14 protein-coding genes and 1 tRNA gene are annotated in these 13,633 nt (G+C 60.5%); all 15 read right to left on the bottom strand.

The window, feature by feature from the left end; genetic code table 11:
* Positions 1-23 precede the first annotated feature (23 nt).
* The gene (nuoL, locus tag P3T17_RS21805) at positions 24-2,111 is read right to left on the bottom strand and encodes an NADH-quinone oxidoreductase subunit L (protein WP_074265303.1); all 2,088 of its coding nucleotides are present in this window, start codon (positions 2,109-2,111) and stop codon (positions 24-26) included.
* 18 nt (positions 2,112-2,129) lie between these two features.
* The gene (nuoK, locus tag P3T17_RS21800) at positions 2,130-2,435 is read right to left on the bottom strand and encodes an NADH-quinone oxidoreductase subunit NuoK (protein WP_013339863.1); all 306 of its coding nucleotides are present in this window, start codon (positions 2,433-2,435) and stop codon (positions 2,130-2,132) included.
* Between the two features lie 20 nt (positions 2,436-2,455).
* Entirely contained in the window at positions 2,456-3,160 is a 705-nt protein-coding gene (locus tag P3T17_RS21795) for an NADH-quinone oxidoreductase subunit J (RefSeq protein WP_429408829.1), read from the bottom strand.
* A 140-nt stretch (positions 3,161-3,300) separates the two neighbouring features.
* A complete protein-coding gene (nuoI, locus tag P3T17_RS21790) occupies positions 3,301-3,789 on the bottom strand; it encodes an NADH-quinone oxidoreductase subunit NuoI (protein WP_012401389.1) in 489 nt (162 codons plus the stop codon).
* A gap of 15 nt (positions 3,790-3,804) precedes the next feature.
* Positions 3,805-4,863, bottom strand: a complete 1,059-nt coding sequence (nuoH, locus tag P3T17_RS21785; protein ID WP_074265305.1) for an NADH-quinone oxidoreductase subunit NuoH — start codon at positions 4,861-4,863, stop codon at positions 3,805-3,807.
* Positions 4,864-7,197, bottom strand: coding sequence for an NADH-quinone oxidoreductase subunit NuoG (nuoG, locus tag P3T17_RS21780; protein WP_429408828.1), 2,334 nt, complete (start codon positions 7,195-7,197; stop codon positions 4,864-4,866).
* 97 nt (positions 7,198-7,294) lie between these two features.
* Positions 7,295-8,623, bottom strand: a complete 1,329-nt coding sequence (nuoF, locus tag P3T17_RS21775; RefSeq protein WP_429408827.1) for an NADH-quinone oxidoreductase subunit NuoF — start codon at positions 8,621-8,623, stop codon at positions 7,295-7,297.
* A complete protein-coding gene (nuoE, locus tag P3T17_RS21770) occupies positions 8,620-9,105 on the bottom strand; it encodes an NADH-quinone oxidoreductase subunit NuoE (RefSeq protein ID WP_429286217.1) in 486 nt (161 codons plus the stop codon). Before nuoE ends, nuoF begins: the two co-directional genes overlap by 4 nt.
* A 134-nt stretch (positions 9,106-9,239) precedes the next feature.
* The gene (locus P3T17_RS21765) at positions 9,240-10,493 is read right to left on the bottom strand and encodes an NADH-quinone oxidoreductase subunit D (protein WP_144155787.1); all 1,254 of its coding nucleotides are present in this window, start codon (positions 10,491-10,493) and stop codon (positions 9,240-9,242) included.
* A 9-nt stretch (positions 10,494-10,502) separates the two neighbouring features.
* A complete protein-coding gene (locus P3T17_RS21760; protein WP_429286218.1) occupies positions 10,503-11,105 on the bottom strand; it encodes an NADH-quinone oxidoreductase subunit C in 603 nt (200 codons plus the stop codon).
* Between the two features lie 19 nt (positions 11,106-11,124).
* Positions 11,125-11,604 (bottom strand): NuoB/complex I 20 kDa subunit family protein, encoded by a 480-nt coding sequence (locus tag P3T17_RS21755; protein ID WP_006052903.1) that lies wholly within the window; start codon positions 11,602-11,604, stop codon positions 11,125-11,127.
* Positions 11,605-11,667: 63 nt separating this feature from the next.
* On the bottom strand, positions 11,668-12,027 hold the full coding sequence (locus tag P3T17_RS21750; RefSeq protein ID WP_074265311.1) for an NADH-quinone oxidoreductase subunit A: 360 nt from the start codon (positions 12,025-12,027) through the stop codon (positions 11,668-11,670).
* Between the two features lie 160 nt (positions 12,028-12,187).
* Positions 12,188-12,272 (bottom strand) — tRNA-Leu (locus tag P3T17_RS21745).
* A gap of 113 nt (positions 12,273-12,385) precedes the next feature.
* Complete coding sequence (gene secG / locus P3T17_RS21740; RefSeq protein ID WP_429408826.1) at positions 12,386-12,763, bottom strand: preprotein translocase subunit SecG; 378 nt, start codon at positions 12,761-12,763, stop codon at positions 12,386-12,388.
* 81 nt (positions 12,764-12,844) lie between these two features.
* Entirely contained in the window at positions 12,845-13,624 is a 780-nt protein-coding gene (gene tpiA, locus P3T17_RS21735; protein ID WP_074265313.1) for a triose-phosphate isomerase, read from the bottom strand.
* Between the last annotated feature and the right edge of the window lie 9 nt (positions 13,625-13,633).

Raw genomic sequence — 13,633 nt, 5'->3', positions numbered from 1 at the left:
GTGTGGTGTCCCCTCGCCTTCTCTTATTTGCCGCCAAGCGTTACAAACAGGGTCAGGAGCCCCAGCATGCCGATGATCATGGCAAACGCGTAATGGTAGATGTAGCCCGACTGGAGGAAGCGGATCACTCCGGCAAACCAGCCGATAAAGCGCGCGCTGCCATTGACGATACCGTCGATGACCACCACGTCGCCTTCTTTCCAAAGGCCCCGGCCGATCGCCACGGCGCCGCGTGCAAACACGACTTCGTTAATCTTGTCGAGATAGTACTTGTTATCGAGCAGCGTATAGATCGGGCCAAACGCGCGGCGGATAACCGGCGGCAGATCCGGACGCTTCAGGTACAGGAACCACGACACGACCACACCGGCGAGCGCCAGCCAGACCGGCAGCCCCGACACCGAGTGCAGGCCCATCAGCACCCAGCCCTGGAACTCTTCCGCCATCTCGGACACCGCGGGATGGTTCGCGCCGATGTAGATGACCTTGTCGAACACCACGCCGTGCGCGAAGAAATCGCCGAACAGGAGCGGGCCGACCGCGATCGCACCGATGATGACCGACGGAATGGCCAGCAGCACCAGCGGCACCCATACCACCCACGGGCTTTCATGCGGCTCGTGCGCGTGGCCGTGATCGTCGTGGCCGTGCCCGTGCGCATCGTGGCCGTGGCCATGGTCGTCATGACCGTGCGCAGCGTGAGCGGCGGCTTCGATACCCATCGGCGAATCCGGATGCTTCGGCTTGCGGAAGCGCTCTTCACCGTGGAACACCAGGAAGTACATACGGAACGAGTACAGCGCCGTGACGAACACGCTCGCCACCACCGCGAAGTACGCGAAACCCGAACCCGGCAGATGCGACAGCTTCACTGCGTCGATGATCGAGTCTTTCGAGTAGAAGCCCGAGAAGAACGGCGTGCCGATCAACGCCAGCGAACCGATCAGCGACGTGATCCACGTGATCGGCATGTACTTGCGCAGGCCGCCCATGTTGCGCATGTCCTGATCGTGGTGCATGCCGATGATCACCGAACCCGCGCCGAGGAACAGCAGCGCCTTGAAGAACGCGTGCGTCATCAGGTGGAACATGGCGACCGGATAAGCCGAGACGCCCAGTGCCACCGTCATGTAACCGAGCTGCGACAGCGTGGAGTAAGCCACCACACGCTTGATGTCGTTCTGGACAATCCCGAGGAAGCCCATGAACAGCGCAGTGATCGCGCCGATGACGGTCACGAACGACAACGCCGTATCCGACAGTTCGAACAGCGGCGACATGCGCGTGACCATGAAGATACCGGCCGTCACCATGGTTGCCGCGTGAATCAGTGCGGAGATCGGCGTCGGGCCTTCCATGGAATCCGGCAGCCAGACGTGCAGCGGGAACTGCGCCGACTTACCCATTGCGCCGATGAAGAGGCAAATACAGGCAACCGTCAACAGGCCCCAGCTGGTGCCCGGGAACGTCAGCGACGCGAGCTCATGGCTCTTCGCGAAGATGTCGCCGTAGTTCAGCGAGCCGCCAAACGCCAGCAGCAGGCCAATGCCCAACAGAAAACCGAAGTCGCCCACGCGGTTCACGATAAACGCTTTCATGTTCGCGTAGATCGCGCTTTCACGCGTGAAGTAGAAGCCGATCAGCAGGTACGACACCAGACCCACCGCTTCCCAGCCGAAGAACAGCTGCAGCAGGTTGTTGCTCATCACGAGCATCAGCATCGAGAACGTGAACAGCGCGATGTACGAGAAGAAACGCTGGTAGCCGTCGTCGTCGGCCATGTAGCCGATCGTGTAGATGTGCACCATCAGCGACACGAAGGTCACGACACACATCATCATCGCCGTGAGCGAATCGACGAGGAAACCGACTTCGAACTTCAGCTTGCCGACCGACATCCACTCGTAGATCGTCGCGTTGAAGCTCGCGCCGTTCATTACGTCGAAGAAGACGATGGCCGAAAGCACGAAGGCGATCGCAACGCCGAGGATCGTGACCGTGTGGGCCCCTGCGCGCCCCACCGCCTTGCCGAACAGCCCGGCAATCAGAGAGCCGGCCAGCGGTGCAAGCGGTACCGCCAGCAACAGGTTTTCGTTGAGTGTGGTTGACATAACAGTCTTGCCTCGAGATTAACCTTTGAGCTGATCGAGATCCTCGACATTGATCGTGTCGAGACTACGGAACAGGGTCACCAGAATCGCCAGCCCGATCGCCGCTTCAGCCGCTGCAACCGTCAGCACGAAGAAGACGAAGATCTGGCCATGGACGTCGCCGAGGTAATGCGAAAACGCGACGAAATTGGTGTTCACCGCCAGCAGCATCAGCTCGATCGCCATCAGGATAATGATGACGTTGCGGCGGTTCAGGAAGATGCCTACGACGCTGATCGCAAACAGGATCGCGCCGAGCACCAGGTAATGAGCAAGGGTCAGCATAATTTTTCTCCTGTCTCCTCTCAGCTATTCTTGGCTGCGGCCGTGGCCGTTGCAGCAGCCGCGGCTGCGGCCGCAGCGGCTGCCGCGTCTTCTGCTGCGATAGTGGCTGCGGTCTTTTCCGACGGCATCTTCACCACCCGCACGCGGTCTTGCGCCCGCACCTTGACCTGATCGCTCACGCGCTGGCGCTTGCTGTCCTTCGCGTGACGCGTGGTCAGTGCGATGGCGGCGATGATCGCCACCAGCAGTACCAGACCGGCGACTTCGAACGCGAAGATGTAGTCGGTGTAGATGACTTTACCGATCAGGCGCGTATTCGACCAGTCAGCCATTGCGCTGCCAGCCGCCACCGTCGTATCGCGCAGCGGCGTGACCGTGGCGCCAAAGCCGTGCCACAGGATCAGCGCGGTTTCGATCACGATGATCGCCCCCACGACAGTCGCCACCGGCACGAAGCGTTTGAAGTCGCGGCGCAGCACGTCGAGGTTGATGTCCAGCATCATCACCACGAACAGGAACAGCACCATCACCGCGCCGACATACACGAGCACCAACAGGATCGCGAGAAACTCTGCCTGCAGAAGCATCCAGATGGCCGCCGCGTTGAAGAACGCGAGCACCAGGAACAGCGCGGACGCCACCGGGTTGCGCGAGGTGATCACCTTCAGCCCGGACACCACCAGGAGCAGAGCGAAGATGTAGAACAGTACGGTCGTGAATTCCATGATTACCGGTTCATCGTTAGGCCATCGTCAGGCGTTGTTCTTTGGCACAAGCGCGCCACGCTACAGCGGTCAAGCAGCAGCCTACGGCCTGACTGCAGGCCGGTACAACGTGATACGTCAAACAAAAGCGTTTCAGTCAATCAACGATACGGCGCATCTGCTGCCTTGTTTGCCGCGATCTCCGCTTCGTAGCGGTCGCCCACGGCCAGCAACATGTCCTTCGTGAAATACAGGTCACCGCGCTTCTCGCCGTGATACTCGAGAATGTGCGTTTCGACGATCGAATCGACCGGGCAGCTTTCTTCACAGAAACCGCAGAAGATGCACTTGGTCAGGTCGATGTCGTAACGCGTCGTACGACGGGTGTTGTCCGCGCGCGTTTCCGATTCGATCGTGATGGCGAGCGCCGGGCACACCGCTTCACAGAGCTTGCAGGCGATGCAGCGCTCTTCGCCGTTCTCATAACGGCGCAGTGCGTGCAGACCGCGAAAACGCGGCGAAATCGGGGTCTTCTCTTCCGGGAACTGCACCGTGATCTTGCGCTGGAACGTATAACGTCCGGTCAGCGCGAGACCTTTGAGCAATTCCGTGAGGAAGAAGGTCTTGAAGAAGTTTTGAATTGCGGTCATAGGTTCATCCGCCCTTTATTTCCAGATATTCAACGGCGACATGATCCAGAAGCCGACTACGATCAGCCACACCACGCAGACCGGAATGAACACTTTCCAGCCCAGACGCATGATCTGGTCATAACGGTAGCGCGGGAACGTGGCGCGTGCCCAGATGAATACCGACAACAGCAAGAACACTTTCAGGACCAGCCAGAAAATGCCCGGAATAAACGACAGGAAGCCGAACGGGGCACTCCAGCCGCCCAGGAACAGGGTCGATGCGAGCGCCGAGATCACGATCATGTTGATGTACTCGGCGAGGAAGAACAACGCGAACGCCATCCCCGAGTAATCGATCATGTGACCTGCGACGATTTCCGACTCGCCTTCCACCACGTCGAACGGGTGGCGGTTCGTTTCGGCGATGCCCGAGATGAAGTAGACGACGAACATCGGCAGCAGCGGCAACCAGTTCCAAGACAGGAAGTTCAGGCCGTAGCTCGCGAACATACCGCGTTCCTGCGACCCGACGATGTCCGACAGGTTCAGGCTGCCCGAAGTCATCAGCACGACGACGAGCGCGAAGCCCATCGAGATTTCGTACGAGACCATCTGCGCCGCGGCGCGCATCGCACCGAGGAATGCGTACTTCGAGTTCGAGGCCCAGCCGGCGAGAATCACGCCGTACACGCCGATCGACGAAATCGCCATCGCATACAGCAGACCTGCGTTGATGTCGCCGAGCACCGCACCCGCCTGGAATGGGATCACCGCCCAGACCGCGAAGGCCGGCACCACCACCATGATTGGCGCGATCAGGTAAGTCCAGCGGCTCGCCTGGGCCGGCTGAATCACTTCTTTGAGCAGCAGTTTCAGCACGTCGGCGATCGGCTGCAGCAAACCTGCCGGGCCCACGCGGTTCGGACCGAGACGCACGTGCATCCAGCCGATCAGCTTACGTTCCCAGAGGATCAGGTAAGCCACGCACAGCAGGATCACGACGGCTACCACCAGGATGCGCACCAGTGCCCACACCGTGGGCCATGCCGCACCGAGAAGTTGAGTGCCGCCCGAGTTGATCGATTCGAACATTTACGCCTTCTCCACCAGCAGTTCACCGAACAGGCTGCCCAGCGCTGCACCGGCAGGCGTGGCCGCCGATACGCGGACGACTGTCTCCGCAAGATTTGCATCGCGCACGGCCGGCAATTGCACCGAGTGCTCACCCTGGCGTACGCGCACTGCGTCGCCGTCTTTCAAACCCAGCTTGTCGAACAGCGCAGCCGGCAAACCGACCGAGTTCGCCGCGCGTGCGGCTGCCGTCAGATGCAGCGATTCCGCACGACGCACCAGCGGATCGGCGTGATAGATCGGCACATCGGCGATGCGTTCAAAGGCGCCTTCAGCCGCCTTCGGCGCTGCACCGCGTGCGATCGCAACACCCGTCTTGTTCGACAGGCGCGCGCTCAGATCGGCGTCGCCGAGTGCCGCTGCGCGTACTTCTTCCGATGTGTCAAATTCGAAACCCGGCACGCCGAGCAGGCTGCCCAGCACGCGCAACACCTTCCATGCCGGACGCGTGTCGCCAAGCGGGCGCACTACGCCGTTGAAGCTTTGTACCGTGCCTTCAGCGCTGACGAACGTACCGGCCGTTTCCGTGAACGGGGAGATCGGCAACAGCACGTCGGCGTATTCGGCGCCGGTCTGGAACGGCGAAAGCACGACGACCATTTCAGCCTGGTTCAGCGCGGCCAGTGCCTGCGCCGGATTGACCGTGTCGAACTCCGGTTCGACGTTGAGCAGCACGTAACCCTTGCGCGGCTGTTCGAACACTTCGCGAGCGTTCAGGCCACCCGCGCCCGGCAGCGCGCCGACGAGGTGAGCGCCAACCGTGTTGGCCGCTTCCGTGAGGAAACCGAGCTTGGCGCCGGTGGTGTCTGCAATCCATTGAGCCGCGGCGTGGATACGGGCGAAGTCCGGATGACGGACCGCGCCGTTGCCGAGCAGCACGAGACGCAACTCGCCCGCTGCGAGCGACGTTGCAACCTGCTTGTGCGCATCGTTCGCTTGCGTGCCCGAGAACGCTTCCGGCAGCGCGACGCCGCGTGCTTCCGAAACCGCGGCAGCGATGCCGGCGATTTCATTCAGCCATGCGGACGGTGCAGCCACCACGCGTTGGGCTTGCGGAATCAGCGCATCGTCGTTCGTGGCTTGCACGAGCGTCAGCGCCGCACCGTTCTTGGCGGCCTGGCGCAGACGCGCAGCAAACAGCGGGTGATCGCGACGCAGATCCGAGCCGATGACGATCGCCGCGTCGACGTTCGACAGATCGGCGATCTTCGTGCCGAGCCACGGCGTGCCATTCACAGGCGCCGAGAAATCCGACTGACGCAGCCGGAAGTCGACGTTAGGCGTGCCGACCGCTTGCGCGAGTTGCTTGACGAGGAACAGTTCTTCGACGGTGCTATGCGGGCTGGCCAGTGCAGCGAGCGCTTCTGCGCCGTGGTCGTCCTTGATGCCCTTCAGGCCCTTGACGACGTACTCGAGCGCGGTCTGCCAGTCGGTCTCGACCCACTTGCCGCCTTGCTTGAGCATCGGCTGCGTGAGGCGTTCCGGGCTGTTCAGGCCTTCGTACGAGAAACGGTCCTTGTCCGAGATCCAGCATTCGTTGATGGCTTCGTTCTCGAACGGCAGCACGCGCATCACGCGGTTGTTCTTGACCTGCACCACGAGGTTCGCGCCGACGGAATCGTGCGGGCTCACCGACTTGCGGCGCGACAGTTCCCACGTACGGGCGCTGTAGCGGAACGGCTTGCTGGTGAGTGCGCCAACCGGGCACAGATCGATCATGTTGCCCGACAGTTCGGAGTCGACCGTCTTGCCGACGAACGAGGTGATTTCCGAGTGCTCACCGCGGCCCAGCATGCCCAGTTCCATCACGCCGGCCACTTCCTGGCCGAAGCGGACACAACGCGTGCAGTGAATGCAGCGCGTCATTTCTTCCATCGAGATCAGCGGGCCGACGTTCTTGTGAAACACCACGCGCTTTTCTTCGCTGTAGCGCGAGGCGGACTTGCCGTAGCCCACCGCCAGATCCTGCAACTGGCATTCGCCGCCCTGGTCGCAGATCGGGCAATCGAGCGGGTGGTTGATCAGCAGGAATTCCATCACAGCTTGCTGACCCTTCACGGCCTTGTCGGACTTCGTGCGCACGATCATGCCCGCCGACACCGGCGTGGCGCATGCAGGCACGGCCTTCGGCATCTTCTCGACATCGACCAGACACATCCGGCAGTTGGCCGCAATCGACAGCTTCTTGTGATAGCAGAAGTGAGGAATGTACGTGTCGACCTTATGCGCAGCCTGGATGACCATGCTGCCTTCGGGCACCTCTACCTTCTTGCCGTCTATTTCAAGTTCAACCATGATGGTCAATCTTCCTTAACCTGTTACCGCTCAATCGTTCGCCCGTTCACCGCCACTTGGCGATGACCCCCGCGGTTGACGCTTCCAGTGACCCGCCTTAGGCGGCCACCGTTTCCGAAGCCGTTGCTGCGCCGGCATGTCCGTCCACGAGGCAATGCTTGTGGGCGACGTGATATTCGAATTCGTCCCAGTAGTGCTTGAGCATGCCGCGCACCGGCATGGCCGCTGCATCGCCGAGCGCGCAAATCGTGCGGCCCATGATGTTTTCAGCCACTGAGTTCAGCAGATCCAGATCTTCCTGGCGGCCAAGGCCGTGCTCGATACGATGCACGACGCGATACAGCCAGCCCGTACCTTCGCGGCACGGCGTGCACTGACCGCAGGACTCTTCGTAGTAGAAGTACGACAGACGCAGCAGCGAACGGACCATGCAGCGGGTCTCGTCCATCACGATGACCGCGCCTGAACCGAGCATCGATCCCGCCTTGGCGATCGAGTCATAGTCCATGTCGGTATTCATCATCATCTCGCCCGGGATAACCGGTGCGGATGAGCCGCCCGGAATCACGGCCTTGATCTTCTTGCCGCCACGCATGCCGCCCGCGAGTTCCAGCAGCTTCGCGAACGGCGTGCCGAGCGGCACTTCGTAATTGCCCGGCAGTTCGACGTCGCCCGACACCGAGAAAATCTTGGTGCCGCCGTTATTCGGCTTGCCGAGTTCCAGGTAAGTCTGCGGACCGACCGTCAGCAGGAACGGCACGGCTGCGAACGTTTCGGTGTTGTTGATCGTGGTCGGCTTGCCGTACACGCCGAAGCTCGCCGGGAATGGCGGCTTGAAGCGCGGCTGACCTTTCTTGCCTTCCAGCGACTCGAGCAGCGCAGTTTCTTCGCCGCAGATATACGCGCCGTAACCGTGGTGCGCGTGCAACTGGAACGAGAAGCCCGAGCCCATGATGTTGTCGCCGAGGTAACCGGCGCGGCGCGCTTCTTCCAGCGCTTCTTCGAAACGTCGATACTCAGCGAAGATTTCACCGTGGATATAGTTGTAGCCCACCGTGATGCCCATGGCGTACGCACCGATGGCCATGCCTTCGATCAGCGCATGCGGGTTCCAGCGCAGGATGTCACGATCCTTGAACGTGCCCGGTTCGCCTTCGTCCGAATTGCAGACGAGGTACTTCTGCCCCGGAAACTGACGCGGCATGAAGCTCCACTTCAGGCCAGTCGGAAACCCAGCACCGCCGCGACCGCGCAGACCCGACGCCTTGACTTCGGCAATCACCTGCTCGGGCGGAATCTTCTCTTCCAGAATACGGCGCAACTGGACGTAACCGCCGCGCGCCACATAGTCTTCGAGATGCCAGTTGTCGCCGTTCAGGCCAGCGAGAATCAGCGGTTTGATGTGACGATCGTGGAGAGACGTCATTTCGAGAGCTCCTCGAGCAGCTGATCGATCTTCGCGCGGCTCATGAAGCTGCACATGCGATGGTTGTTCACCAGCATCACCGGTGCATCGCCGCACGAGCCCATGCACTCGCCTTCTTTCAAGGTGAACTTGCCGTCTGCCGTGGTTTCGCCGAAGTCGATGCCGAGTTTCTGCTTCAGATATTCGGCGGCACTTTCCGAGCCGCCATCCGGACCGAGCTGGCACGGCAGGTTCGTGCAGAGCGTGATCTTGTGCTTGCCGACCGGCGACGTCTCGTACATCGTGTAGAAGGTCGCAACCTCCTGCACGGCGACCGCCGGCATGCCAAGATAGTCCGCGACGAACTGCATGAGTTCGGGCGACAGCCAGCCATGCTCTTCCTGAGCGACGGCCAACGCTGACATCACGGCGGACTGTTTCTGATCGGCGGGATACTTCGTCAACGCGCGATCGATTTCTTTCAGGCCTTCAGCTGAGATCATTTTCAGACACGACTCTTTCAATTCCTACCGAACGAAAACCTGTCGCGTGCTACCTGTTGCGACAGACCCGGCGTTCCTTTGCTTGACGTGCGCCTGCTGCAACTTCGACGCACACGCCACGATGAAAATCGCTCTTAACGATCGATTTCGCCAAACACGATGTCTTGCGTGCCGATGATCGTCACGGCGTCGGCGATCATGTGACCGCGCGCCATTTCGTCGAGCGCGGACAGATGCGCATAACCCGGCGCGCGAATCTTCAGGCGATACGGCTTGTTCGCGCCATCCGAGATCAGATAGATGCCGAACTCGCCCTTCGGATGTTCGACAGCGGCATACGCTTCGCCTTCGGGCACATGGAAGCCTTCCGTGAAGAGCTTGAAATGGTGAATCAGCTCTTCCATGTTCGACTTCATGCCGACGCGCGACGGCGGCGCAATCTTGTGATTGTCGATCATTACGGGGCCCGGATTCTTCCGCAACCATTCAATGCACTGTTTCGCGATTCGAGTTGATTGACGCATTTCTTCGACGCGTACCAGGTAGCGGTCGTAACAATCGCCGTTCACGCCAACCGGGATATCGAAGTCCAGCTTGTCATAGACTTCATACGGTTGCTTCTTACGCAAATCCCACTCGATACCCGAACCGCGCAGCATGGCACCCGTCATGCCCAGTTGCAGAGCACGTTCCGGGCTGACCACGCCAATACCGACCAGACGTTGCTTCCAGATCCGGTTGTCGGTGAGCAGCGTTTCGTATTCGTCGACACAATGCGGGAAACGGGTAAAGAAGTCGTCGATGAAGTCGAGCAACGAACCCTGGCGGGTCTCGTTCATCCTCGACAAAGCCTTCGCATTGCGAATCTTCGATGCCTTGTACTGCGGCATGGCTTCCGGCAGATCACGGTACACGCCACCCGGACGGTAGTACGCCGCGTGCATCCGGGCGCCGGACACCGCTTCGTACACGTCCATCAGGTCTTCGCGTTCGCGGAACGCGTACAGAAACACGGCCATCGCGCCAACGTCGAGCGCGTGCGAGCCGATCCACATCAGGTGGTTCAGCACGCGTGTGATTTCGTCGAACAGCACGCGGATGTACTTTGCACGCACGGGCACGTCGATGCCCAGCAGTTTTTCGATCGCCATCACGTAGCCGTGCTCGTTGACCATCATCGACACGTAGTCGAGACGGTCCATGTACGGCACGGACTGGATGAACGTCTTGGTTTCCGCGAGCTTTTCAGTGGCGCGGTGCAGAAGGCCGATGTGCGGGTCGGCGCGCTGGATCACTTCGCCGTCGAGTTCGAGCACGAGGCGCAGCACACCGTGCGCGGCCGGGTGCTGCGGGCCGAAGTTGAGCGTGTAGTTTTTGATCTCTGCCATGGCGTTCTCTTAGTGTTTCAGACCGCCATAGCGATCCTCGCGGATCACGCGCGGCGTGATTTCCCGCGGCTCGATCGTCACAGGCTGATAGACGACGCGCTTCTCTTCCGGGTCGTAACGCATTTCGACGTAGCCGGAAATCGGGAAATCCTTGCGGAACGGGTGACCGATGAAACCATAGTCGGTCAGGATACGGCGCAGGTCCGGGTGACCTTCGAAGACGATACCGTACAGGTCGAACGCTTCACGCTCGTACCAGTTGGCCGAACTCCAGATATCGACCACGGACGGGATCAGCGGCACATCGTCGTCCTGCGCGAACACGCGCACGCGCAGACGCCAGTTGTTCGTCACCGACAACAAATGCAGCACCGCCGCGAAACGCGGACCGTCGTACGCACCGTCGCCGTAGGTCTGGTAGTCGACGCCACACAGGTCGACCAGTTGCTCGAAGCGCAGCGACGAATCGTCGCGGAGACGCGTCGCTATATCTTGATATTCTTTGGCACTCACGACAATCGTGAGCTCGCCGATCGCTTCGGTGACGCTCAGCAGGCGGCCGCTAAAGGCCGCCTCGAGGTTCGCTTTCAGGGTCTCGAGTTTGCTTGCCATATTGTGGGGAGCTCTGGCCTTATTGACGTGCGATGGTGTTGGTACGGCGGATCTTCGCTTGTAGCTGGATCACGCCGTAGACCAACGCTTCCGCGGTCGGCGGACAACCCGGCACATAGACGTCGACCGGCACGATCCGGTCACAGCCACGCACCACCGAATACGAATAGTGGTAGTAGCCGCCGCCGTTCGCGCACGAGCCCATGGAGATCACCCAGCGCGGCTCGGCCATCTGATCGTAGACCTTGCGCAGAGCGGGCGCCATCTTGTTGCACAGCGTGCCGGCGACGATCATCACGTCCGACTGACGCGGACTCGGACGAAACACGACGCCGAAACGGTCGAGGTCATAACGGGCAGCACCCGCATGCATCATCTCGACCGCGCAACACGCAAGACCGAACGTCATCGGCCACAACGAGCCGGTGCGCGTCCAGTTGATCAGCTTGTCAGCCGTGGTGGTGACAAACCCTTCCTTCAAGACCCCTTCGATACTCATGTGCTTTCCACTCCAGACGGGGCGGCTAGCCTTGGCCGCCCACGCAAACCGGCGATTAATCCATCATTCCCAGTCAAGACCGCCCTTCTTCCAGATGTAGGCGAAGCCCAGCAGGAACTCGAGCAGGAAAATCATCATTGCCATGAAGCCGGGCCAGCCGATGTCGCGCAGGGCTACACCCCACGGAAACAGGAACGCGGTTTCAAGGTCGAAAATGATGAAGAGAATGGCGACGAGATAGTAGCGCACATCAAATTTCATGCGCGCATCTTCGAATGCTTCGAAGCCGCACTCGTATGGTGCGTTCTTCTCGGTATCGGGCCTGTTGGGACCGAGGATCTTGCCAATACTGACCAGTGCTACGCCTAAACCAGTGCCCACCAGGAGGAACAACAAGACGGGGTAATAGGCTGCGAGGTTCAAGACTGTCCTCAATCGGTTGGTTCTGAGTGCAGCTGGGGGAGACAAACACCCAGCACGAAATCACTTCGGCGTGCTTGACGTTGCAAGCTTAACGCAAACACCAAGCCAGAAGCGACAATGCCAGCCGAAGCGAAGCAAGCGGCTGGCATTAAGATAACATTGGTGCCGACGGCGAGACTCGAACTCGCACAGCTTTCGCCACTACCCCCTCAAGATAGCGTGTCTACCAATTTCACCACGTCGGCACTGTATGCAATCCGGGAAATAAACCAATAAAACCCGCGAATCGCTTCAAGACTTGAATTGTAACTGGTTTAAACAGTTTGTTCAACGCACCACAAGCACTTTTGCCGAAAATTTATTTCGGCACATCCTGGCCCGGAGCCGACGACGGAGCGGCCGGAAGAGCAGCCGGCGAACCAGCCGGAGCAGCTGCTGACGACGCTGCAACCGGAGCGGTCGCTACCGCGCCGAGCAAGCCTGCAGAAGGCTTGGCGTGATACGAGCCGAGATACGTCAGCGCCAAAGTGCTGACAAAAAAGATCGCTGCGAGCACTGCCGTGGTACGCGACAGAAAGTTCGCCGAACCCGTCGCGCCGAACAGACTGCCCGACGCGCCGCTGCCGAAAGCGGCACCCATATCGGCGCCCTTACCGTGCTGCAGCAACACGAGGCCAATGACCCCAAGCGCCGACATCAACTGAACGACGATAATCAATGTTTTCAAAACCAGCATCACACTCACCTGAGTCTTTATTTAATCGCGCGGCACAAGGTGCGCCGCACTCAATGGGTCTACTGCACCCGGGCAACCTGCTTATTGCGTGACGCTCACCGCGCCGGCCGCCTTGCAGATTGCCAGGAAATCCTGGTCCTTCAACGACGCGCCGCCAATCAGGCCACCGTCGATATCCGGCTGACGGAACAACTCTTCCGCATTGCCTGGCTTCACGCTACCGCCATACAACAGTGGTACGTCAGCAGCTGCGGCACTTTTCGCTACGAGACGCGCACGCAGAAATGCGTGAACGTCCTGTGCCTGCTGCGCTGTGGCGCTCTTGCCGCTACCGATCGCCCAGACAGGCTCGTACGCGACGACGATACGCGCCGCCTCTTGCGGCGACAACTTCGCCAGCACCGCATCCAGTTGCGTGCCGACCACCTGCTCGGTCTTGCCCGCATTGCGCTCTTCGAGCGTTTCGCCAACACAGACGATAGGGGTCAAACCGGCTTCGAGCACACGCTGTGCTTTGACAGCCACCAGCTCCGAACTTTCGCGATGATAGGCCCGACGCTCCGAATGCCCGACGATCGCGAGCGACGCAGCGAAATCCACGGCCATCGGCGCAGCCACTTCACCAGTGTAGGCACCCTGCGTGAAGGCAGAAACGTCCTGCACGCCCCACACGACACGACTACCGTCCAGCAGCGCCTGCGCCTGGGCGAGATACAGGCCCGGCACACACACGCCAACCCGCACGCTCTCCGGCAGTTCTCCGGCGCCTCGCGCGACAGCTTCGAGCAGAACCGCGTTCTCGGCGAGCCGCCCGTGCATCTTCCAGTTACCGACTACCAGCTTCGCTCGTTGTTTCGACATTGTCTCGTC

Origin of the sequence: Paraburkholderia sp. GAS82, assembly GCF_050436285.1 — a bacterium.
GTDB lineage: Bacteria > Pseudomonadota > Gammaproteobacteria > Burkholderiales > Burkholderiaceae > Paraburkholderia > Paraburkholderia phenazinium_B.
This window is presented reverse-complemented; position numbering and strand designations above follow the sequence as displayed.

Coding starts and splice junctions, on each gene's coding strand:
- secG (WP_429408826.1), bottom strand. CDS start 12,763: ATGCTGGTTTTGAAAACATTGATTATCGTCGTTCAGTTGATGTCGGCG.
- nuoL (WP_074265303.1), bottom strand. CDS start 2,111: ATGTCAACCACACTCAACGAAAACCTGTTGCTGGCGGTACCGCTTGCA.
- P3T17_RS21795 (WP_429408829.1), bottom strand. CDS start 3,160: ATGGAATTCACGACCGTACTGTTCTACATCTTCGCTCTGCTCCTGGTG.
- nuoK (WP_013339863.1), bottom strand. CDS start 2,435: ATGCTGACCCTTGCTCATTACCTGGTGCTCGGCGCGATCCTGTTTGCG.
- nuoG (WP_429408828.1), bottom strand. CDS start 7,197: ATGGTTGAACTTGAAATAGACGGCAAGAAGGTAGAGGTGCCCGAAGGC.
- nuoF (WP_429408827.1), bottom strand. CDS start 8,623: ATGACGTCTCTCCACGATCGTCACATCAAACCGCTGATTCTCGCTGGC.
- tpiA (WP_074265313.1), bottom strand. CDS start 13,624: ATGTCGAAACAACGAGCGAAGCTGGTAGTCGGTAACTGGAAGATGCAC.
- nuoE (WP_429286217.1), bottom strand. CDS start 9,105: ATGATCTCAGCTGAAGGCCTGAAAGAAATCGATCGCGCGTTGACGAAG.
- P3T17_RS21760 (WP_429286218.1), bottom strand. CDS start 11,105: ATGGCAAGCAAACTCGAGACCCTGAAAGCGAACCTCGAGGCGGCCTTT.
- nuoI (WP_012401389.1), bottom strand. CDS start 3,789: ATGACCGCAATTCAAAACTTCTTCAAGACCTTCTTCCTCACGGAATTG.
- P3T17_RS21765 (WP_144155787.1), bottom strand. CDS start 10,493: ATGGCAGAGATCAAAAACTACACGCTCAACTTCGGCCCGCAGCACCCG.
- nuoH (WP_074265305.1), bottom strand. CDS start 4,863: ATGTTCGAATCGATCAACTCGGGCGGCACTCAACTTCTCGGTGCGGCA.
- P3T17_RS21755 (WP_006052903.1), bottom strand. CDS start 11,604: ATGAGTATCGAAGGGGTCTTGAAGGAAGGGTTTGTCACCACCACGGCT.